This window comes from Streptomyces sp. NPDC002790 (genome assembly GCF_040295505.1).
In the GTDB taxonomy this organism is placed as follows: domain Bacteria; phylum Actinomycetota; class Actinomycetes; order Streptomycetales; family Streptomycetaceae; genus Streptomyces.
Map to the genome: position 1 here is coordinate 37,969 of NZ_JBEOVM010000018.1, position 22,117 is coordinate 60,085.

Consider the following 22,117-nt stretch of genomic DNA (forward strand, 5'->3'; position numbering starts at 1 on the left):
ATACCGGACAGAAGACGTCGGGATTGCGCGCGAGACTCGCCACCATGACGTCGAACGCGGCCACCTGGGCCACTTTCACCGAAGCCGAACCGGAACTCGCCAAGACCGTCGAGGACCGCTTCGGGCAGCACACCCACCACGTCCTGGCCACACTCCGCAAGGACGGCTCGCCGCGCACCAGCGGGCTCGAAGTACGGTTTCTGAACGGGGAGTTCTGGCTCGGCATGATGCCCGGCTCGCTCAAGGCCCGCGACCTGTTGCGCGATCCGCGGTTCGCGGTGCAGGCCAACCCGGGCGAGGGCCAGACGATGGGCGGCGGCGACGCCCGGATCAGCGGCCGGGCGTACCTGGTCGAGGACCCGGCGACCATCGCCCGCTACACGGACCGGGTGGAGGTCCCCGACCCGAACGACTTCCACCTGTTCCGCACCGAGCCGACGGAGGTCACCAGGACGTACGTCGAGGACGACACGTACCTGGTGGTGCAGGTGTGGACGCCGGGCGAGGCGGTCCGGGTCATGAAGCGGTCGTAGGCGACGCAAGTGAAAGTGCCGCCCACCCGAGGGTGGACGGCACTTTCACAGAACTACGAACTACGAGCTGCGGACTATTCCCACTCGATGGTGCCCGGGGGCTTCGACGTCACGTCGAGCACGACCCGGTTGACGTCCTTGACCTCGTTCGTGATCCGCGTCGAGATCTTCGAGAGCACGTCGTACGGCATCCGCGTCCAGTCCGCCGTCATGGCGTCCTCGGAGGAGACGGGGCGCAGGACGATCGGGTGGCCGTACGTGCGGCCGTCGCCCTGGACGCCGACCGAGCGGACGTCCGCGAGGAGGACGACCGGGCACTGCCAGATCTCGCGGTCGAGGCCTGCCGCGGTCAGCTCCTCGCGGGCGATGGCGTCGGCCTCGCGCAGCAGGTCGAGGCGCTCGCGCGTGACGTCGCCGACGATGCGGATGCCGAGCCCTGGACCGGGGAACGGCTGGCGCTGGACGATCTCGTCCGGCAGGCCCAGCTCGGCGCCGACCGCGCGGACCTCGTCCTTGAACAGCTGGCGCAGCGGCTCGACGAGCGAGAACTCGATGTCGTCCGGGAGCCCGCCGACGTTGTGGTGCGACTTGATGTTCGCGGTGCCAGTGCCGCCACCGGACTCGACGACGTCCGGGTAGAGCGTGCCCTGCACGAGGAACGCGACCTCCGGGCCGTCCTCCTGGAGGATCTCCAGCTGGGCCTGCTCGAAGACGCGGATGAACTCGCGGCCGATGATCTTGCGCTTCTCCTCGGGGTCGGAGACCCCGGCGAGCGCGTTCAGGAACCGCTCCGACGCGTCGACGACCTTGAGGTTCGCGCCGGTCGCGGCCACGAAGTCCTTCTCGACCTGCTCGGTCTCGCCCTTGCGCATCAGGCCGTGGTCGACGTACACGCAGGTCAGCTGGGAGCCGATGGCCTTCTGGACGAGGGCCGCGGCGACCGCGGAGTCCACGCCGCCGGACAGACCGCAGATCGCGCGCTTGTCGCCGACCTGGGCGCGGATCGCGGCGACCTGCTCCTCGATGACGCTGCCGGTCGTCCAGCACGGTGTGATGCCGGCGCCGCGGTACAGGAAGTGCTCCAGGACCTGCTGGCCGTGCGTCGAGTGCATGACCTCGGGGTGGTACTGGACCCCGTACAGCTTCTTCTCGTCGTTCTCGAAGGCGGCGACCGGTACGACGTCCGTGGACGCGGTGACGGTGAAGCCCTCGGGCGCCGCGGAGCAGGCGTCGCCGTGCGACATCCACACGGGCTGCTCGGCCGGGGTGCCCTCGAAGAGCGTCGAGTCGCCCTTCGACACGGACAGCGCGGTGCGGCCGTACTCGCGGGCGCCGTTGTCGTCGACGGTGCCGCCGAGGGCCGTGGCCATCAGCTGGAAGCCGTAGCACATGCCGAAGACGGGGACGCCGGCCTCGAAGAGCGCGCGGTCCAGGCTCGGGGCGCCCTCCGCGTAGACCGACGAGGGGCCGCCGGAGAGGATGATCGCCGCCGGGTTCTTGGCGAGCATCTCGTCGACCGGCATGGTGCTCGGGACGATCTCGCTGTAGACCCGGGCCTCACGGACGCGGCGGGCGATGAGCTGGGCGTACTGCGCACCGAAGTCGACGACCAGGACGGTGTCGGGGGCGGCGGCAGCGGAGGTCGCTGATGACACGGGTTGCCTTCCGGCGGCTTAGCGGGGGGTCGTGTGGCCGATTCTACCGGGTAGGTCACCCGTGGTCGGCGTCACGGGGCTCTGCCCCGGACCCCGCTGCTCAATCGCCGCAGGGGCTTGATTGTGGGCACCATCGCCGCAGGGCCTGATTGTGGGCGCCATGGCCGCGTGGGCTTGATGGTCCGTCCTCGGGACTTGATGGTCACGGAGGCGGGGTTATAGTGACGGCATGTTCTCGCTCACGACCTTCGTCTTTACCTATGGCAGCCGGCCCGCCGGATGCCATGGTCGTGCTGCTTGAACCACTGACAAGCACTTCACCAGGCGCCCCGGGCCGACAAGGTCCGGGGCGTCTGGCGTTTCCGGGGCTTGGCGGTCCGGGGCTCCGCCACCACGCCAGAGGAGCCCCTCATGACCACCACCGACACCACCACCGACGTGATCTCCGGTGCCCGCGAGCGCATCGACGCGCTCGACGACCGGATCATCGGCCTCGTCCAGGAACGCATGGCCGTCTCCGCCGTCGTCCAGGAGGCCCGGATCGCCTCGGGCGGGCGGCGGGTGAACCTGTCGCGCGAGAACGAGGTGCTCGGGCGCTACAGGGACGCGCTCGACAAGCCCGGCACCTCGCTCGCCATGACGCTGCTCGAACTGTGCCGGGGCCGGATCTGACCGGCTCCGGCAGGGCGGGGCACCTCAGTTCGGTTGCGTCCTCACCCATACGGCGCGTGACCCGTTGGCACAGGCTTCGTTGGTCCCGGTGTCCGTGCCAGCCAGGGGCGGGCCGATCGAACCACGCGTGGCTCCGCTGGAGCGTTGAGACGTATCGGGTCATGCCATACGTCGTGGGACCTCGCTCCAGACAAGTGACCGGACGGCAGGGGACAGCAGCCCGGTCACACCAGAGAACGGTCGGCCTCGGGGACGCCCGAGGCCGACCGGACTCCGTAGTACAACCCCATACCCCTCCGAGCGGGATCAGCCGGTCTGCAGCGGCTTCTGCTCATCCTTCTTCGGCGGCACCTCGGGTACCGCGAGGAGCGGCAGCTTCAGCGCGCCGAAGGCCTCCGCCGGGACCGCCGGGCTCTTCGGCTCGACGGGCGCGAGCCGCCGGTACGCCGAGCCGACCTCCGGCCGGGTGTCCTCCTCGCCCTTGTTCGGCCAGTACGACAGGGCCCGCTCGGCCTGCGCCGTGATCGTCAGGGACGGGTTCACGCCGAGGTTGGCGGTGACGGCGGCGCCGTCGACGACCGAGATGCCGGGGTGGCCGTAGACCCGGTGGTACGCGTCGATCACGCCGGTCTCGGCCGAGTCGCCGATCGGGCAGCCGCCCAGGAAGTGGGCGGTCAGCGGGGTGCCGATCAGCTCGCCGACGTTGGAGCCCGCGAACCCGTTGATCTCCGCCGCGATCGCCGAGGCGCCCTCGGTCGCCGCCTTGATCTGCTTGGGGTTGGGGGCGCCGTGGCCCTGCCGCGCGGTGAGCAGTCCCTTGCCGACGCCGTCCGCCTTCAGATGCGTGGTCAGCGAGTTGTCGAGGGACTGCATGACGAGACCGATGATGGTCTTCTCCGACCAGCGGCGGTTGGAGAGCGAGCGGACCATCAGCGACGGGTGCTTGACCACGTTCGCCAGCCAGCCGGCGACCCGCGAGGAGCCCTCCGCGTACGGAACTTGCAGGACCGACAGGCCGCCCATCGAGTTCGAGCCCTTGCCGTAGCGGACCGGCTCGATGTGCGTGTTCGCGTCCGGGTGGATCGAGGACGTGATCGCGACGCCCTTGGTGAAGTCGACCTTCGCGACGCCGTGCTTCTTCTTGTAGCGCCGGTTCGTGGTCTGCGAGCCGACGAGCGCCTCGGAGTTGGTGCGGGTCAGCTCGCCCAACTTCGCGGACAGGTGCGGCAGTTGGCCGCTCGCCTTCATGCGGTGCAGGAGGGTCTGCGTGCCGTACGTGCCCGCCGCGACGACGACCTTCGGGGCGGTGAAGGTGCGTCCGGCCGCCTTCTTGTCGTCCGTCGGCAGGGTCGCGACCGCGTAGCCGCCGCGCGAGTCGTCCGTCACCGAGACCACCGACGTCATCGGGTGGACGACGGCGCCCGCCTTCTCGGCGAGGTACAGGTAGTTCTCGTTGAGGGTGTTCTTCGCGCCGTGCCGGCAGCCCGTCATGCACTCGCCGCACTCGGTGCACGCCTTGCGGGCGGGGCCCGCGCCACCGAAGTACGGGTCCTCGACCTGCGCACCCGGGGCCGCCCTCGACTCGCCCTCGGCGTCCTTGCCGTCGCCGAAGAAGACACCGACCGGCGCCAGGTGGAAGGTGTCGCCGATGCCCATCGACTGGGCCGCCGCCTTCAGGTGCACGTCGGCGGGGCTCATCGTCGGGTTGAGCCGTACGCCGAGCATGCGCTGCGCCTGGTCGTAATACGGCTTCAACTCCTCCTGCCAGTCCGTGATGTGCGCCCACTGCGGGTCCTCGAAGAACGGCTTCGGCGGTACGTAGAGGGTGTTGGCGTAGTTCAGCGAACCGCCGCCGACCCCCGCGCCTGCCAGGACCATGACATTCCCGAGCAGATGGATGCGCTGGATGCCGTACATGCCGAGCTTCGGTGCCCAGAGGTAGTTCTTCAGGTCCCAGGAGTTCTTGGGGAGCGTGGCCGGGGTGAAGCGGCGCCCCGCTTCCAGCACGCCGACCTTGTAGCCCTTTTCGGCGAGGCGAAGGGCGGACACGGATCCACCGAAGCCGGAGCCGATGACCACCACGTCGTAGTCGTAGCCGTCCTGCGTCACGTGTGCGTTCTCCTTTGAACTTTGAACGTTGGAACGGCCGTCGGCTACTTCAGCCGGAACTTCTTCATCAGGCCGAGGCTGACCGTCATGAACGCGGCGTAGCGCTCGTCGTCCATGCCGAACGACGGAGCCATCGGCATCACGCGCTGGTGGGCGACCGTCTGCGCCTCGGTGTACTTGAGGATGCCCTCGGAGCCGTGCCGGCGGCCGAGCCCCGACTCCTTCATGCCGCCCATGGGCGACTGCACGCTGCCGTACGCGGGCGCGTACCCCTCGTTGATGTTCACGGTGCCGGTGCGCAGGCGGGCCGCGACCTCGTGGCCGCGCTTGGCGCTCTTCGTCCAGACCGAGGAGTTCAGGCCGTACGCCGTGGAGTTGGCGAGCGAGATCGCCTCGTCCTCGTCGCTGAAGCGGTAGATCGAGACGACCGGGCCGAAGGTCTCCTCGTTACAGACCGACATGGGGGCCTCGACGCCGTCCAGGATCGTCGGCTCGAAGAAGTACGGGCCGATGTCGGGGCGCGCGGTGCCGCCCGCGACGAGCGTGGCGCCCTTCGCGACGGCCTCGTCGACATGCCGCGTCACCGTCTCCAGCTGCCGCTCGCCGACGAGCGAGCCCATCTCCGCGCCGTACGCGAGGGACCGGCCGAGCCGCATCCCCTTGGTGCGGGCGGCGAACCGGGCCACGAACGCGTCGGCGATCGACTCGTGGACGTACAACCGCTCGATGGAGATGCACAGTTGACCGGCCGAGGAGAAGCAGGCGCGGACCGCGCCCGCCGCGGCCTTCTCCACGTCGGCGTCCTCAAGGACGAGCATGGCGTTCTTGCCGCCCAGTTCGAGGGAGACGCCGACGAGGCGCGCGGCGGCGCCCTGCGCGACCTCGCGGCCGGTGCGCGTGGAGCCGGTGAACGAGACGTAGTCGGCGTGCTTGACCAGCTCCGGGCCGACGACCGGGCCCTCGCCTAGTACGACCTGGAAGACCTCGGACGGCAGGCCCGCCTCGATCAGCAGGTCGCGCGCCCACAGGGCGGTCAGGCAGGTCTCCGTGTCGGGCTTCATGACGACCGCGTTGCCCGCGACGAAGGCGGGGAGCGCGTCGCCCACCGACAGTTCGAGGGGGTAGTTCCACGGCGCGATCTGGCCGACGACGCCGCGCGGCTGACGCAGCTCGGTGACCTTGGTCAGCGTCGGGACGGCGCCCGTGTGCCCCTTGGGCTTCAGGTACGAAGACGCCTTGCGGCCGTAGTGCCGGGCGGCGACCGTGACGGCCTGCACCTCTTCGTGCGCGTGCAGACGGGCCTTGCCGGTCTCCAGCTGGATCAGGTCGAGCACCTCGGCCTGGCGGGCGAGCACCAGGTCGTGGAAGCGCAGCAGGACGGCGGCGCGCTTGCGGACCGGCGTCTTCGCCCAGACCTCCTGGGCGGCGCGAGCCCGCTCGAACGCTTCTGCGACGTCCTCGGGCGTCGACTCCGGCAGGTCGGCCAGCTTCTCGCCGGTGAACGGCGTGTGGTTCGCCGTCCGCCCCGAGCCGACCACGTCCCGCGTGAGGCGCGCGATCAGGTCGGGCGTGACCACGTCGACGGCCGTGCGGGCACCCTCGGGGGCGGCCGCGACCGGGTTCGTGCGGGTCTTCTCTGCCACGTGCTCGGGGGTGGCCTGCGACTGCGTCATACGGGCGAGCGTAAGTCCGGGCGTCCGCTTTCGGTACCCGTCGGTAACAGGTTTCACCGACTGCACACACCGCGCCAGTGATCGCTGGCAGCAAAGCCGCTGATCAGGGCTTTGCCACCAACGAACGCGACTTCAGAGCTTGTTGACCTCCAGGTTGGCGATGGCACCCTTGGCGACCTCGCGACCGCGTTCCGTGAAGTCGCCCTTGCCCGGGTAGTCGACCCACAGCCGGTACATGTCGCCGGCCTTGCTCTTGTAGTAGAAGGCCTTCGCCTCGCGCGGCATGTCCTTGTCGAAGTCCGTGCCGATGCTTCGCACGCCGTACGTGATCGTGTTGAGCGCGGCGTCGCGGTCCTGGTACGTGACGTTGGAGTCGGTCTCGCTGGTGCTCTTGGTGTCGCTCGACATCGACGCCCCGGCGCCGCTGAACGTGCCGCCCTTGATGTCCTCGGAGTCCTTGGAGGCCTCGGCGTCGGCCGTGCTCGCGATGTCGGCCACCTCGTCCTTGTGGTCCGCGCGCGACAGGTTCACGGTGATCGCGCCGCTCGGATCCGCGTACGTCATCACCGACTTGTCGTCCTCGTCCGGGATCGGGATGTACGTGTCCGGCAGGCCGACGGTCGTGTCCAGTGGCGCCCCCGCCTCGAACTCCTTCCACCCGTCCGGCAGCGGCCCCGCGAACGGGTTCGCGACGACCAGGTACGCGACGACGGCCGCCACCACGACGCCCGCACCGATGCCCAGGAGGGTCTTGCGGCCCAGGCGCAGGCCGCCCTGGGCGGAGCCGATCTGGACGACCTGGGTCGGCGCCTGCGACGGCGGCTCGGCCGCCTTCTCCAGGAGGACGCGCACCTGCGCCGCGTTGGGCCGGCGCGCCGGGTCCTTCTGCAGCAGCCCGTTGATGGCGTCGGCCAGCGGGCCCTGCGCGGCGGCGGGCGCGGCCGGCGTCGCGTTCAGCACGGACTGGAGCGTCGCGGGCGTGTTGTTGCGGCGGAACGGGGAGACGCCCTCGGTCGCCGCGTACAGGACGACGCCGAGCGACCACAGGTCGGAGGCGGGGCCCGGACGCTGACCGAGGACCCGCTCCGGGGCGATGAATTCGGGCGAGCCGACAAAGCCACCCGTATCGGTCAGATTCGTCTCGCCCTCGATCTGGGCGATGCCGAAGTCGGTGAGGATCACGCGGTCGTGGCGGCCGAGCATCACGTTGTCCGGCTTCACGTCACGGTGCAGGATCCCGCCGGTGTGCGCGGCCTCCAGGGCGCCGAGCATCTCGAGGCCGATGCGGGCGGCCTCGCGGACGCCGAGCGTGCCCTCCTGGAGGGCGGCGCCGAGCGAGCGGCCCTGCACGAACTCCATGACGATCCACGGCTGGCCGTCCTCGACCGCCACGTCGTGCACGTTCACGACGGAGGGGTGGTCGAGCCGGGCCGCGGCGCGGGCCTCGCGGCGCATCCGCTCGAAGGCGTTGGCCCGCTCCCGCTCCGGCAGGTGGTCCGGCAGGCGCGGCTCCTTCACGGCGACCTCGCGGTCCACCGTCTCGTCCTTCGCCCGCCACACCGTGCCCATGCCGCCGTGGCCCAGCTTGCTCAGCAGCCGGTAGCGCCCGGCCACGAGCCGCCCCGCGCCCGGTTCGTGCTGCTCGGTCGAGACCTGCGTGGGCTGGGCGGCGTACGGGTTGCCCGGGTGCGGCACGTACGGCTGCTGCGGCGGTTGCAGGGCAAAGCTGGTGGGCTCGTTCGGGCCGTGTGCGGCTCCCCCGTTGTCACTCATGGGTCCATAAGTACCTTGCGGGACACGCCTGGGACCACTCGGAGCACGGAGTTGTGACCACGCTGATGCGAGGCCTCACCCCCGGGGCACCGCGAACCTGTCGACCGCGGCGTCGAAGTGGGCGCGCGCCCGGGCGGTGTCGCCGACGGGGGCCGACACCCACACGTCGTACATCCGGCCGCCCTCCTCCCAGCACAGGTCGACGGTGTGCCGGGCGCCCTCGGCCTCGCTGAACCCGTTCCAGGTGAACTCCCACAGCGCGGCGTCGTGCCCGTTGTGCGAGGTGTCGGTGACCTTGGCGGCACGGTAGCCCGGATTGTTCTTCGGCCCTCCGGCGTCGGAGCGCCGCTGCACGGCGCCGGGGCCGCCGCTCTCCGTGCGCCCCACCTTGACGCCGATGCGGTAGGTCTTGCCGGGCGACATGTAGAAGATCCGCGGCCCGTCCACGGAGCGCGTGAACCCCTCGGGCACGGCGAGCCGGAAACCCTCGGGGTCCGTGACCGTGCGATAGCCCTGCGGGGCCCCGGCGTCCGGCGTACGGGTCCCCGGCCGGGTCACGGTGACCGTGGAGGTCGGCGAGGGCGAGCCGGAGGCGGACGGCGTACCGGTCGAGGCGGAGACGGTGGTCGTCGGCGGCGGCGCGGGCGTCTTGCCGTTGTCCCCGGCCAGCAGCACCGCGGTCGCGACCCCGGCCCCCGCGAGCGCGGCCACCAGCGCCGCCGCGACGAGCAGCGCCCGGGTCGACACGACACGTCTGCGCCGCGCCATCGGCACGTTCGCCTGCGTCGGGGTGTAGAGCACGCGCGGCACGAGCGGGATGGGGACCGCGGGCTGCGGCGTCGCCCCGGTGGCGATGTACGCGCGCAGCAGCCGCTCGGCCTCGTCCAGGTTCATCCGGCGCGCGGGGTCCCGCTCCAGCAGGCCGCGGATCACCGGGAGCAGCGGCTCGGCCTCCTCGGGCGGTCTGATCTCCTCGTAGACGACGGCGTGCAGGATGCCGCCCAACGAGTCGCGGCGGAAGGGGGATTCGCCGCTCATCGCCGCGCAGAGCAGCGCCCCGAGCGACCACAGGTCGGCCCCCGCGCCGGCCCGCTCCCCCGCCATCCGCTCCGGTGCCGTGTACTCGGGCGAGCCGACGAAGCCGCCGGTCTCGGTGAGGGTGGTGGCGCCCTCGACCTGGGCGATCCCGAAGTCGGTGAGGACGACCCGGCCCGTCGAGCTCTCCAGGAGTACGTTCGCGGGCTTCAGGTCCCGGTGCAGCACGCCCGCGGCGTGGGCGACGCGCAGCGCGCCGAGCAGCGCGAGCCCGATCCGGGCGGCCTCCAGGGGTTCGACGGAGCCTTCCCTGGTGATGCGCTCGGCCAGCGAGTCGCCGCCGACCAGGTCCATGACGATGTACGGGTGTTCCTCGTACAGCACCACGTCGTGCACGACGATCACGTTCGGATGCCGCAATTGGGCCACGGCCTGCGCCTCGCGCAGCATCCGCTCGCGCTGCTGGTCGGCCTCGTCCTCCGAGAGCGTCTCGTCGACGGCGAGTTCCTTGACGGCCACCTGACGACCCAGCAGCGTGTCGGCGGCCCGCCATACGACGCCCATGCCGCCGCGGCCGATTCTGGCCTCCAGCCGGTAACGCCCGGCGATCACACGGGCGTTGTCCCCCTCGGTCCCCATGCGCCCCATCATGCCGCACGCTTGTTCACCGGGACTGCACGCTTCCGGCCAGGGGCCCTCACGTGCCTAGGAGCTCTCGGGTTCCCAGCCGCGCAGTATCGCGTCGAACTGCTGTCGCGCGTCGGGCCAGTCCGATTCCGGGACGGACAGGTAGATGGCGTACTCCGTGCCGTCGTGTGCCCGGTAGGTCTGCTCGATGGCGTGCCGCGGCCCGGACGTCGTGTCCTGCGTCCCGGCGGTCCAGCTGAACTCCCACAGCGACCCGGTCTGGTCCCGGAACATGTTCGACTGCAACAACACCCGCTGGTAGTCCGGCAGCTTGGGCCGCAGCCCCTTCTCCAGGTCCAGCTGGTGCTGGTACGAGTCCTTCCAGTCGGAGGCCTTGTCGATGGCGATACGGACGAACCGCTGCCCGCCGTCGGGCGTGTAGTCGATCTGCGAACCCTCCTGCTGCCGCTTCCAACTGGGCGGCAGCATCAGGCTGAACCCCTCGACATCGTCCCGCCGCACCCAACTGTCGGGGATCGACCCGTCCTTGGGGACTGCCTCGTCCTTGTCGCCGGATCCGCTCTGCCCCCCGGAGTCCTGGCTCCCGGAGTCCTGCCCCGTCGCCGCACTGCTGCTGTCAGCCGCACGCTGATCGATGTAATACATGGCGCCCAACGCCCCGCCACCACCCACGAGCGCAGCAGCCACAACAGCAGCAACCACCTTGGGCCACCGCCGCCTCTTAAGCCCCGCCGGCGATTGAGGCGCGGGGTCCGGGGCAGCGCCCCGCGACTCAGGACCGGTGTCCCGAATCGTCACGGTCGGCTGCCCGGACACATGCCCCACCGGAACCGGCGCCGCCGGCACATGCACCTGCGTCGGCACATACGCCTGCGCCGCACTCGGCCGACGCCCCTCCGCCGCCTCCGCAAGCATCACCTCCGCCTCATCGGCGGTGGGCCGGTCGGCCGGGTCCTTGCTGAGCAGGGCGCCGATGACCGGCCCGATCGCCCCGGCGTTCTCCAGCGCCTCCGGCTCGTCCTCGACGACGGCCTGCATCGTGGCGATCGGCGACGTACGCCGGAACGGGGAGAGCCCCTCCACGGCCGTGTACAGCGTCGCGCCCAGCGCCCACAGGTCGGCGGCGGGCCCGAAGTCGGACCCGCGCACCCGCTCGGGCGCGAGGTAGTCCACGGAGCCGACTATCTCGCCGGTCCGCGTGATGGTGGAGTCGCCCTCGACCTGGGCGATGCCGAAGTCCGTGAGTTTGACCTGCCCGTTGCCTGCGAGGAGCACATTGCCGGGCTTCACGTCCCGGTGCATCACACCGGCGTTGTGCGCGGCACGCAGCGCCCGTAGCGTCCACAGGCCTATCCGGGCGGCCTCTGCGGGCTCGACCCGCCCGTCCGCCTTGACCGCGTCGGCGAGGGACCGCCCCTCGACCAACTCCATGACGATCCACGGCCGGTCGTCGTGCTCAAGCACGTCGTGCACGGTGACGACGGCGGGGTGGTTGATCCGCGCGGCGGCCCGCGCCTCCGTCCGCGTACGCTCGAGCAGGACGGCCCGGTCCGCCTCGGCCACCCACTGGGCAGCCGTCAGCTCCTTCACGGCGACGGTACGGTGCAGCACCTCGTCGTGCGCACGCCACACCCGGCCCATGCCGCCGCGCCCTATGGATTCACCGAGCCGATAGCGCCCGGCAAGGACCTCGCCCTGCATCTGATTCACGTTTCCCCGATACTGTGTCGACCCGGTTCACACTAGGGATCAGTCGCCACACACGGAACAGCCGGGGTCCCACAGAGACCGCACTGTGACGCTTTGTCGCGGGCTCGACGGCTGTGGCGCGCGGGCTCAACCACCGTAGCGATACGTCGAGTACGCCTGCTGATAGAGCCGCGTGACCTCGTCCCGCTCGGCCTCCGGGCCGCGCACCTGCACCACGTGGTACCTGCCGCCGACCACCATCGCGAGATTGCGGACGTACATCTCCCGCCCGTCGGACCCCTGCCAGGTGAACTGCCCCTCGGCCATGGTCCGTCCGCCGACGTCGATGCTCTTCATGCCGCTCGACGTGGCCCAGGTCGAGTCCCGGAACGGCTGCAACTCGTGCTCGTCCTCCCGCTGATACTTCATCGGGTCCTTGCCGTACTTCGCCGTGGAGTCGCGCCCGGGGACGACGAGCAGCTCGAAGGCGCCGTGCGCGTAGACGACCTGCCCCCGCCCGTTCTTCCCCGTCCGCTGCCACCCCTTGGCGACGGCCACCTCGAACCCCGCGGCGTCCTCGCGCAGCACGAAACCGGGGGCCACGTCAGACTGCGGCTTGGTGGAGGAGGGCGTCGAACTGCGCTTGCCCGACGGAGACGCGGCGGACTTCGACGGCTCCGGCGACGGCTTGCCCCGGTCGTCCGAGGAGGCGGAGGGCGCCGCACCCGCCGCGTTCTCCTGCCGGGCGCCCGCGGCCCCGGCCCCGGCGCCCTGGCCCGACTTCGGCATGAACACCATCGCGTACGCCACGGCGCCCACGAGCGCGAGCAGGATCAGCACCAGCAGCCAGCGCCCGAGCGATCTCGGCCGGCGCGTACGTGGAGCGCGCGCGGGCCGCGGCGCGCGCTCCACGGCCCGGCCCCGCTTGTGCCGGCCGTGCTGCCCCGCGGTGGCCGGAACCCGCGCCCGCCGCTTGCGGACGAGCTCTCCCCTGCGGCGTACGACGGGCAGCCGGGCCGCGTCGAAGGCGGGCGCGGGGATGACGTTCACCCCCGCCTCCGGCTCCGGCGCGGAGCGCACCAACGACCGCAGCCAGCCGCGCAGTTCCTCGATGTCGAGCCGCTCGGTGGGGTCCTGGCGCAGCAGCGACTCGACGACCGGCCGCACGGGCCCGCACTCCTCGGCGAACGCGGGCGGCTCGGCGCACACCATCTGCACCAGCTCGGGCGTGGACTCCTCCGGGTACGGGGCGTGCCCCTGCACGGCCCGGAACAACAACGCACCGAGCGCCCACAGATCAGTGGCGGGCCCGACGGGCGCCGCCAACTGCCAGTTCTCCTGCACCGGATACGCCTGCTCGGGCGCCCACCGCTCGGTGACGGGACCGATGACGGTCATGCGCACCTGCCGGGACCGCTCGGCAGATATAGCCCCGCCGGCGTTTGAGGCGCGGGGTCCGGGGCGGAGCCCCGAGTCGTCACCCCCGGATATGAGCTCACTCCACCGGGCAGCCGGCACAACGGCCTTACCGGCCCCCACACCCACGGACTCCACCTCATCCGGATCCCGCTCGACCGCAGGCGCCACGTCATACCCGCACAACGCCTCCTCCGCCGCCCCCACGGCAAGCCCGGTCAGCATCACCCGCCCGTCGTCACAGACAAGCACCGTCCGCGCCGTGACGTTCCTGTGCACCCACCCGTGCGCATGCAGCACCCGCAACGCGGTGAGCACATCGGCGGCGACCTCAGCGGCCCGGTAGGGACTGAGCGGCCCACGCGCGAGCAGCGCGGACAGCGGCCGCGCCGCCACCAGTTCGCTCACGATCCACAGCGAACCGCCCTCGGCGAACACGTCGAAGACCTGGTCGAGCCGGGGGTGGTCGGGGATCCGCGCGGCGGCCTGCACGGCCTCGACGGCGCGCGCCACAATGGGGCCTCCCCTGCTCGAACGGAGTTGAGAGCTTGGGGAAGGTTCAGCGGCCTCCCGCCCCGTATCCCCGCCGGGCCTGAACCCCTCCGGCAGCCCGTCCGCGTCAAGGACCTCCGCCTCGACGACCTCGGGCAACGGCACCTGCCGCACGAGGACTTCCTGCCCGCTGTACGTGTCAAAGGCCCGCGTCTCCGCCGCCGGGGACTCGTACGCGTCCGAGGAGAGGACCGGCAGCCGGTACCGGCCGGCGAGCACCCGCCCCGCGTACTCGTCCACGACGCCTCCCCCTGATCCACCGGCTCTGCCGAGCGACTGCGCACGGTCCCCAAACATTCACGATACGTGCCGCACGGCCCACCGGTTCAGGACTTGGGCTTGAACGTCTGTGTGAATGCCTTCCAGGTCGACTTGCGCTGCTCGCCACCCCAGTCGGAGTCCTTGGCGGTGTACATCAGCCCGTATCCCAGCGACCCGTTCACCACGGTCCCCCGGTCTATCGAGTGCCACTTCGTGCCGCCGTCGGCGTACGTGAACTCCCAGTCGGCCGTCTTCCAGTCGCGGTAGTCCACCGACGCTATGCGCACCCGGTGGTACTGGGAGCGGACCATGTACTTCTCCTGGTTGCGCCAGTCCGCGACCGGGTCGGACTTGGGGCTGCTGGTCCAACCGATCAGCAACCGCTGCCCGTCGGGCCCGGTGAAACGGGCCCCCGCCGCCTGCGTCTTGACGTACTTCCACCCCTTCGGCAGGCCGATCGAGAAGCCCTGGGAGTGCTTGTACGTCTCCTTGACGGCCGCGGCGGACTTGCCCTCGGCGGCGTCACCGCTGGGCGAGGCGCTCGCGCTCGTACTGGGAGACGCGGAGCCGCTCGCCGACGCGCTCCCGGAGGGCTTCTTGTCGCCGCCGGAGCCCTTGTTGTCCTTGGCACCGCTGCCGGCGTCCTTGTCGCCACTGTCGTTCTTGCCGTCAGCGCCGGCCGTGGCCCCGGACGACGCGCCCTTGTCGCCGCCGCCCTTCGCGTCCGCACCGTCGCCGTTGTTCAGGACGAGGGCCAGGATGCCGGAGAGCACGACGACCGCGACGACGAGCGCGCCGATGACGAGGGAGCGGCCCCGCAGCGCGTCCGCGAGGACGGCCGTGCCACCCGGGCGCCCACCGCCCGCGGCCGGGCCGGCGGGCGCGGTCGCCCCGGGCTCCTCCGACTTCGCCTTCGGAGCCGTCGCGGCGGCGGCCGCCTTGCGTACGTTCTTCAGGGCGCCGCGCATCTTCTCCGCGGTCTCTTCGCTCCTGGCGGCGACACCTGCCGCGGCCGAGGCGGCGGCAGCCTTCGCGGCAGCTGCCCTGGCCGCCGCGGCGCCCTTCTCCCTGGGCTTCCTGGGCTCCTTGCGCTTCTTCGGCGCGGGAGCGGGCGGCAGCGGCACCACCTTCGTGGCCTCGACCGGCTCCGGCTCGGGGGCCGGCTTCGGCTCCGGGGCATGGATGATGTCGTTCAGCATCAACCGCGTCGTCGCGTCGTCGAGCCGCTGGTCGGGGTCCTTGTCGAGCAGCCCGTAGATCACCGGCTCCAGCGGCCCCGCGTTCTTCGGCGGGTCCACCTGCTCGGTCATCACGGCGGTCAGCGTGGCGATCGCCGACCCCTTGTCGTACGGCGGCACACCCTCCACGGCCGCGTACAGCAGACCGCCGAGCGACCACATGTCGGCGGCGGGCCCCGGCTTGTGGCCTCGGGCACGCTCGGGCGAGATGTACGAGGGCGCGCCGACCAGCATTCCAGTCGAGGTGATCGACGGGTCACCCTCGACCTGCGCGATCCCGAAGTCCGTCAGGACAACGCGACCGTCCTCCGAGATCAGCACGTTGGACGGCTTCACGTCGCGGTGCAGGATGCCCTCGCGGTGCGCGGAGCGCAGCACGTCGAGCACGGCGAGCCCGACCTCGGCGGCCCGCCGGGGTTCGAGCAGTCCGTCCTCGCGGATGGCCTCGGCGAGGGACATGCCCTCGACCAACTCCATGACGATCCACGGCCGGTCGTCCTCGTCGACCACGTCGTAGACCGTCACCGCGCCGTTGTTGCGGATCCGCGCGATCGCCTTCGCCTCACGCAACGTACGCGTGATCAGGCGGCGCTTCTCCTCGTCGTCGATGGCGCCCGGGAAGCGCAGCTCCTTCACCGCCACCGTGCGCCCGAGTGTCTCGTCCTTGGCCCGCCACACGGTGCCCATGCCGCCCCGGCCCAGCACATCGCCGAGCCGGTACCGGCCGGCGAGCAGCCGGCCCTCCGGAGCTGTCACGGACTCCTCCTGATCGTCCCGACCGGATGAATCCTGACGAGTGCCCTTGTCTTCACGGGCCTCGCCCGCCCGCTCCGCCTCCGACATGCGTCCCCTCTAGCAACCCGCCCTGACAGAGCCTTCATTGTCCCATCACTGGACCACCACTCCGCGCGCCGGGTCACCCCCACCCGACACGCACAGGAACGTCCCACAATGGTGCGCCCGCACCCCCGAAGGGACCGTCGTTGCCCGTACTCCGGACACTCCTGGCCATACCGCTGGCCGCGGCCATCGTGTGCCTGGCCCCGAGCAGTGCGCCAGGTCCGACGACGCCCGCGGACGACACTCTTCCGCTGCTCGTGACGCGAGGCAAGGCCCCGTCGGCCGCGCTCCTGGCAACCGACGGCTCCACAGGCCACTTCACCACCACCAGCACCGACCTCACCCGCTCCGATCATGTGCGCGCGGGCAGCATCACCAAGACCTTCATAGCGACGGTGGTCCTCCAACTCGCCATGGAACACCGCCTGCACCTCTCCGCACACATCACCACCTACCTCCCCACCCTCCCGGACACCCGCGAACTCACGGTCCGCTCGCTCCTGACCCAGACCAGCGGCCTCTACGACTTCACGGCCACCACCCACGGCCGCGTCCCGCTGACCCCGAGAGCGGTGGCGGCGCTCGCACTCTCCGAGCCCCGGACGACCCGCCCAGGAACCTGGTCGTACTCCAACACCAATTACGTACTCCTGGGCATGATCATCCATCAGGTCACGGGCCACTCCTACGCCACGGAGGCCCGCCACCGCATCATCGACCCGCTCCACCTCACCGGCACCACGTTCCCCGGCGCCCGCACCACGGTCCCGAGCCCGCACGGCCCCGACGCGGTCCGCCTCGACCCACGCACGGCCGGCGCCTCCGGCGAACTGATATCCACGCTCCCCGACCTGAACCGCTTCTACGCGGCCCTCCTGGCAGGCCACCTCCTCCCACCCGAGGCCCTCCGCACGATGCTCAACACCCGCCCCACAAACGGCCATTACGGCATGGGCCTCTACCCGGAAAAACTCCCCTGCGGCACGACGGTCTGGGGCCACAACGGCCGCATAGCCCACACCTACGTCCGTACAGCGGCAACACCCGACGGCTCACGCACCGTCACCTTCCGCACGACAAGCCCAACTTTGTCGCACGACACCGACATCGAACGAAACATACTCGCGTCAGAGTTCTGCCAGCGACCACAATCAAGCCCCTCCCGCGATTGAGCCGCACACCAAGCCCCTCCGGCGATTGAGCCGCACACCAAGCCCCTGCGGCGATTGAGCAGCGGGGTCCGGGGCAGAGCCCCGATCTTTCAGCCCCGCCGGCGCTTGAGGCGCGGGGCCCGGGGCAGCGCCCCGCGACCGCAACCCCGGCACCCGCAACAACGACACCCGCCCCACCGAAGGTCAAAGCGGCACGATGTCCGGCGCCCCAAGCCGCGCCGCATCCGCCGTAAGGTCATCCGGCTGCCGCTGCGACTCCCGCTCCGCCTCCACCCGCTTCTCGTAATGCTCGACCTCCCGCTCCACCTGGTCCTTGTCCCACCCAAGAACCGGCGCCATCAACTCCGCCGCCTCCCTCGCACACCGCACCCCCCGGTCGAAGGTCTCGATGGAGATCCGGGTCCGCCGCGTCAGCACGTCGTCGAGGTGCCGCGCCCCTTCGTGCGAGGCCGCGTAGACGACCTCGGCCCGCAGATAGTCGTCGGCACCGGTGAGCGGCGCCCCCAACCCCGGGTCGGCGGAGACGAGTTCGAGGATCTCCTCGGCCAGCGCCCCGTACCGGTTGAGCAGGTGCTCGACCCGCACCACGTGCAACCCCGTACGCGCGGCGATCCGCGCCCGCGCGTTCCACAGCGCCCGGTACCCCTCGGCCCCCACCAGCGGCACCTCCTCGGTCACGCACTCGGCGACCCGCTGGTCGAGCCCGTGCACGGCCTCGTCGACGGCGTCCTTGGCCATGACCCGGTACGTCGTGTACTTGCCGCCCGCCACGACCACAAGACCCGGCGCGGGATGCGCCACCGTGTGCTCCCGCGACAGCTTGCTCGTCGCATCGCTCTCCCCTGCGAGCAGCGGCCGCAGCCCCGCGTAGACCCCCTGCACGTCATCACGCGAAAGCGGGACGCCGAGCACGGAGTTGACGTGCTCCAACAAGTAATCAATATCCGCACTCGACGCCGCCGGATGCGCCTTGTCCAGGTCCCATTCGGTGTCGGTCGTGCCGATGATCCAGTGCCGCCCCCACGGAATGACGAACAGCACGCTCTTCTCGGTCCGCAGGATCAGCCCGGTCGTCGAGTTGATCCGGTCCTTCGGGACCACCAGATGGATCCCCTTGGAAGCCCGCACATGGAACTGCCCACGCTCGCCGACCATGGCCTGCGTGTCATCGGTCCACACACCGGTGGCATTGACGATCTGCTTCGCCCGGATCTCGTACTCCCCACCCCCCTCCACGTCCTCCACCCGCGCCCCGACAACCCGCTCACCCTCCCGCAGGAACCCGGTGACCCGCGCACGGTTCGCGGCCTTGGCGCCGTACATGGCGGCGGTCCGCACCAGGGTCGCCACATACCGGGCGTCGTCCATCTGCGCGTCGTAGTACTGAAGCGCGCCGACGAGAGCGTCCTTCTTCAAACAGGGCGCGACCCGCAGCGCATGCTTACGCGTCAGATGCCGGTGCATCGGCAGTCCGCGCCCGTGCCCACGCGCCATCGACATCGCGTCGTACAGCGCGACGCCCGACCCGGCGTACACCCGCTCCCACGCCTTGTGCTGCAACGGATACAGGAAGGGCACGGGCTTCACGAGGTGCGGGGCGAGCCGCTCCAACAACAGCCCGCGCTCCTTCAGCGCCTCGCGGACGAGCGCGAAGTCCAGCATCTCCAGATACCTGAGCCCGCCGTGGACCAGCTTGCTTGAACGGCTCGACGTGCCGGAGGCCCAGTCCCGCGCCTCGACGATCCCGGTGGACAGGCCGCGGGTCACCGCGTCGAGCGCCGTGCCCGCGCCGACCACCCCGGCTCCCACGACAAGAATGTCCAGCTCGCGCTCCGCCATGGCCGCCAGAGCCTGTGCACGCTGCTCGGGTCCCAGTGTCGCTGCCTTCACTGCTGCCTCCCGCTGTCGTCGGCGTGGCTCACGCGTGTGGTGTGCCCGGCCTCATGTACCTCGAAGCGCCCACCGCACTCTCCCTACATGCCCCGATTCTTCACCCGCTGCCCGATTCGGGCCACCAGCGGGCGCGCGCCTGTGGACAACTTGCGGAGACTCGCGGCGCAACACTCGCAAATCCATCGCTATGCAATACGACATATCGGTCATATTTACTCCTAGTCTGACAGGGCGCTCGCTCATCCTGTCCACAGGGCTTGCGCCCTCGTCCCGCTCCGGTTAATGACCGGTCCGCTCCTCGGGAAAGGACGGCAACCGCCATGCCCGCAGACCTCGCCGTCATCGGCCTCGGCCACCTCGGCCTGCCCCTCGCGCAGGCCGCCGTGGCGGCCGGGATCGCGACCATCGGCCACGATCCGGCCCGTGCCCGGGATCTCGCGGCGGGCCGGCTGCCCGGCGGCGGCGACTCGGCGGCCCTCACTGCCGCCGACCTCCGCCGCATGCTCTCCGCGGGCTTCCGCCCCACGGCCAACCCCGCCGAGCTCGCCCGTGTCCGCACCGCCGTGATCTGCGCCCCGACCCCGCAGGGCCCCGACGGGGCGCCAATGCTCACCCCGGTCGTCGAGGCGACCCGCGCACTCGCCGCCCGGCTCCGCCCGCACACCACGGTGATCATCGAGTCGCCCGTGCCGCCCGGCACCACGCAGTCGCTCCTCCTCCCCGTCCTCGAAGAGGGCTCGGGCCTGCGCGCGGGACGCGACTTCCACCTCGCCCACGCCCCCGGCCGCGTCGACCCCGGCAACCGCCTGCACCCCTACACGTCGACCCCCAAGGTGATCGGCGGCCACACCCCCGCCTGCACCGAGTCGGCGGCCACCTTCTACGGCCGCCTGACCGACAAGGTGGTACGCGCGCGTGGCCCGCGGGAAGCGGAGACCGTGCACCTCCTGGAGACCAACTACCGGCACGTCAACATCGCCCTGGTCAACGAGATGGCGGTGCTCTGCCACGACCTGAACGTCGACCTCTGGGACGTCATCCGCTGCGCGGAGACGAAGCCCTTCGGCTTCCAGGCCTTCCGCCCCGGCCCCGGCGTCGGCGGCCACGCCCTCGCCCAGGACCTCACGGGCCCGCACCTGCCCACACGCCCCCTGCGCATGGTCGAACTGGCCCGCCAGGTCAACCACCACATGCCGTCGTACGTGGTCCAGCGCGCGGCCACCCTCCTCAACGAGCACGGCAAGTCGGCCCGCGGCGCCCGGATCCTCCTCCTCGGCATCACCTACAAGCCGGACCTCGCCGACCAGCAGGCGGCCCCCGCCGAGGAGATCGCCACCCGCCTCATGCAACTCGGCGCCGCCGTCAGCTACCACGACCCGTACGTGCCGTCCTGGAACGTCCTGGACCGCCCGGTCCCACGCGCCGACTCCCTCTACGAGGCCGCCGCCGACGCCGACCTGACGATCCTGCTGCAACAGCACCGCACGTACGATCTCCAGGGCCTCTCCGTAAAAGCCCAACTCCTCCTGGACACAAGGGGCGCCACTCCGGCGGGAGCGGCCCACCGCCTCTAACCACGGGGCTGTGTCGATTTGCGGCTCCGCCGCGCGGGCGCAAAAAAACGGGTTGGGCCCCACCTATCCGGTGAGGCCCAACCCGTTTCCCGCTACGCGCTACCGCTTGTGTGTGGCATCGGCCACCGTGACCTCGACCCGCTGGAACTCCTTGAGCTCGCTGTAGCCGGTCGTCGCCATGGCCCGCTTCAGCGCACCGAAGAAGTTCATCGACCCGTCGGGCGTGTGCGAGGGCCCGGTCAGGACCTCCTCGGTCGTGCCGACCGTGCCGAGGTCGACCTTCTTGCCGCGCGGCACGTCCTCGTGGACGGCCTCCATGCCCCAGTGGTGACCGCGGCCCGGCGCGTCCGTGGCGCGGGCCAGCGGGGACCCCATCATCACGGAGTCGGCGCCGCAGGCGATCGCCTTGGGCAGGTCGCCGGACCAGCCCACGCCACCGTCGGCGATGACGTGCACGTAGCGGCCACCGGACTCGTCCATGTAGTCACGGCGGGCAGCAGCCACATCGGCCACAGCGGTCGCCATCGGCACCTGAATACCCAGCACGTTCCGCGTGGTGTGCGCGGCGCCGCCACCGAAGCCGACGAGCACACCCGCCGCACCGGTCCGCATCAGGTGCAGCGCGGCCGTGTACGTGGCGCAGCCGCCCACGATGACCGGGACATCCAGCTCGTAGATGAACTGCTTCAGGTTCAGCGGCTCGGCGGCACCGGAAACGTGCTCGGCGGAGACCGTGGTCCCGCGGATCACGAAGATGTCGACGCCCGCGTCCACGACCGCCTTGGAGAACTCGGCGGTGCGCTGCGGGGAGAGCGCGGCGGCGGTGACGACACCGGAGTCGCGCACCTCCTTGATGCGCTGCCCGATCAGGTCGGCCTGGATGGGCGCGGAGTAGATCTCCTGGAGGCGGCGGGTCGCGGCCTCGGGCGTCAGCTCGGCGATCTCGTCGAGCAGCGGCTGCGGGTCCTCGTAACGGGTCCACAGGCCCTCGAGGTTGAGGACACCGAGTCCGCCCAGCTCACCGATGCGGATCGCGGTCGCCGGCGAGACGACGGAGTCCATGGGGGCCGCCAGGAACGGCAGCTCGAAGCGGTAGGCATCGATCTGCCAAGCGATCGAGACCTCCTTCGGGTCGCGGGTGCGCCGACTCGGAACGACGGCGATGTCGTCGAAGGCGTACGCGCGGCGGCCGCGCTTGCCGCGCCCGATCTCGATCTCAGTCACGTTGGGGGGCGCCTTTCACATCTGGGTCCCACTTGGGCCTTGCCTGTCCAGTATCCCTGACACGCGAAGAGAGGGGCGGACCGGAGGTCCTCAGGCAAGGGCGGTGGTGGGTGACGGGCGGGAGGTCCCGGTGTTTCCCAGGACCGCCCCATCACGTCTG

At 70.9% G+C, this 22,117-nt stretch carries 14 protein-coding genes; 4 read left to right on the plus strand and 10 right to left on the minus strand.

Features of this window, described 5'->3' with window-relative positions; genetic code table 11:
- Nucleotides 1-44 precede the first annotated feature (44 nt).
- On the plus strand, nucleotides 45-533 hold the full coding sequence (locus tag ABT004_RS11990; RefSeq protein WP_351334562.1) for a pyridoxamine 5'-phosphate oxidase family protein: 489 nt from the start codon (nucleotides 45-47) through the stop codon (nucleotides 531-533).
- Nucleotides 534-607: 74 nt separating this feature from the next.
- On the opposite strand, the gene guaA is transcribed toward ABT004_RS11990, so the two are convergent.
- Nucleotides 608-2,188 (minus strand): glutamine-hydrolyzing GMP synthase, encoded by a 1,581-nt coding sequence (guaA, locus tag ABT004_RS11995; protein WP_351334565.1) that lies wholly within the window; start codon nucleotides 2,186-2,188, stop codon nucleotides 608-610.
- A 411-nt stretch (nucleotides 2,189-2,599) separates the two neighbouring features.
- On the opposite strand from guaA, the gene ABT004_RS12000 reads away from it, so the two are divergent.
- Nucleotides 2,600-2,860, plus strand: coding sequence for a chorismate mutase (locus ABT004_RS12000; protein ID WP_351334568.1), 261 nt, complete (start codon nucleotides 2,600-2,602; stop codon nucleotides 2,858-2,860).
- 306 nt (nucleotides 2,861-3,166) lie between these two features.
- Here the strand turns inward: ABT004_RS12000 and ABT004_RS12005 are convergent, their stop codons facing one another.
- The 7 genes from ABT004_RS12005 to ABT004_RS12035 form a co-directional block, all read right to left on the minus strand.
- A complete protein-coding gene (locus tag ABT004_RS12005) occupies nucleotides 3,167-4,969 on the minus strand; it encodes a GMC oxidoreductase (protein ID WP_351334571.1) in 1,803 nt (600 codons plus the stop codon).
- 44 nt (nucleotides 4,970-5,013) lie between these two features.
- Complete coding sequence (locus ABT004_RS12010) at nucleotides 5,014-6,642, minus strand: succinic semialdehyde dehydrogenase (protein ID WP_351334574.1); 1,629 nt, start codon at nucleotides 6,640-6,642, stop codon at nucleotides 5,014-5,016.
- Nucleotides 6,643-6,774: 132 nt separating this feature from the next.
- Nucleotides 6,775-8,415, minus strand: a complete 1,641-nt coding sequence (locus ABT004_RS12015) for a serine/threonine-protein kinase (protein WP_351334577.1) — start codon at nucleotides 8,413-8,415, stop codon at nucleotides 6,775-6,777.
- 75 nt (nucleotides 8,416-8,490) lie between these two features.
- Complete coding sequence (locus ABT004_RS12020) at nucleotides 8,491-10,089, minus strand: serine/threonine-protein kinase (RefSeq protein WP_351334580.1); 1,599 nt, start codon at nucleotides 10,087-10,089, stop codon at nucleotides 8,491-8,493.
- Nucleotides 10,090-10,155: 66 nt separating this feature from the next.
- Nucleotides 10,156-11,799: a serine/threonine-protein kinase gene (locus ABT004_RS12025; RefSeq protein WP_351334680.1), complete on the minus strand. Its 1,644-nt coding sequence runs from the start codon at nucleotides 11,797-11,799 to the stop codon at nucleotides 10,156-10,158.
- A gap of 135 nt (nucleotides 11,800-11,934) precedes the next feature.
- Complete coding sequence (locus ABT004_RS12030) at nucleotides 11,935-13,995, minus strand: serine/threonine protein kinase (RefSeq protein WP_351334583.1); 2,061 nt, start codon at nucleotides 13,993-13,995, stop codon at nucleotides 11,935-11,937.
- Nucleotides 13,996-14,081: 86 nt separating this feature from the next.
- Nucleotides 14,082-16,097: a serine/threonine-protein kinase gene (locus ABT004_RS12035; protein WP_351334585.1), complete on the minus strand. Its 2,016-nt coding sequence runs from the start codon at nucleotides 16,095-16,097 to the stop codon at nucleotides 14,082-14,084.
- Nucleotides 16,098-16,237: 140 nt separating this feature from the next.
- Between ABT004_RS12035 and ABT004_RS12040 the strand changes: the two genes are divergently transcribed.
- Nucleotides 16,238-17,266 carry a serine hydrolase domain-containing protein gene (locus ABT004_RS12040; protein WP_351334588.1) on the plus strand — a complete coding sequence of 343 codons (1,029 nt, stop codon included), beginning with the start codon at nucleotides 16,238-16,240 and terminating at the stop codon, nucleotides 17,264-17,266.
- Nucleotides 17,267-17,449: 183 nt separating this feature from the next.
- Here the strand turns inward: ABT004_RS12040 and ABT004_RS12045 are convergent, their stop codons facing one another.
- Nucleotides 17,450-19,156, minus strand: coding sequence for a glycerol-3-phosphate dehydrogenase/oxidase (locus ABT004_RS12045; RefSeq protein WP_351334590.1), 1,707 nt, complete (start codon nucleotides 19,154-19,156; stop codon nucleotides 17,450-17,452).
- Between the two features lie 323 nt (nucleotides 19,157-19,479).
- On the opposite strand from ABT004_RS12045, the gene ABT004_RS12050 reads away from it, so the two are divergent.
- A complete protein-coding gene (locus ABT004_RS12050; RefSeq protein WP_351334592.1) occupies nucleotides 19,480-20,733 on the plus strand; it encodes a nucleotide sugar dehydrogenase in 1,254 nt (417 codons plus the stop codon).
- A 99-nt stretch (nucleotides 20,734-20,832) separates the two neighbouring features.
- Here the strand turns inward: ABT004_RS12050 and ABT004_RS12055 are convergent, their stop codons facing one another.
- Entirely contained in the window at nucleotides 20,833-21,957 is a 1,125-nt protein-coding gene (locus ABT004_RS12055) for a GuaB3 family IMP dehydrogenase-related protein (RefSeq protein WP_326020775.1), read from the minus strand.
- Between the last annotated feature and the right edge of the window lie 160 nt (nucleotides 21,958-22,117).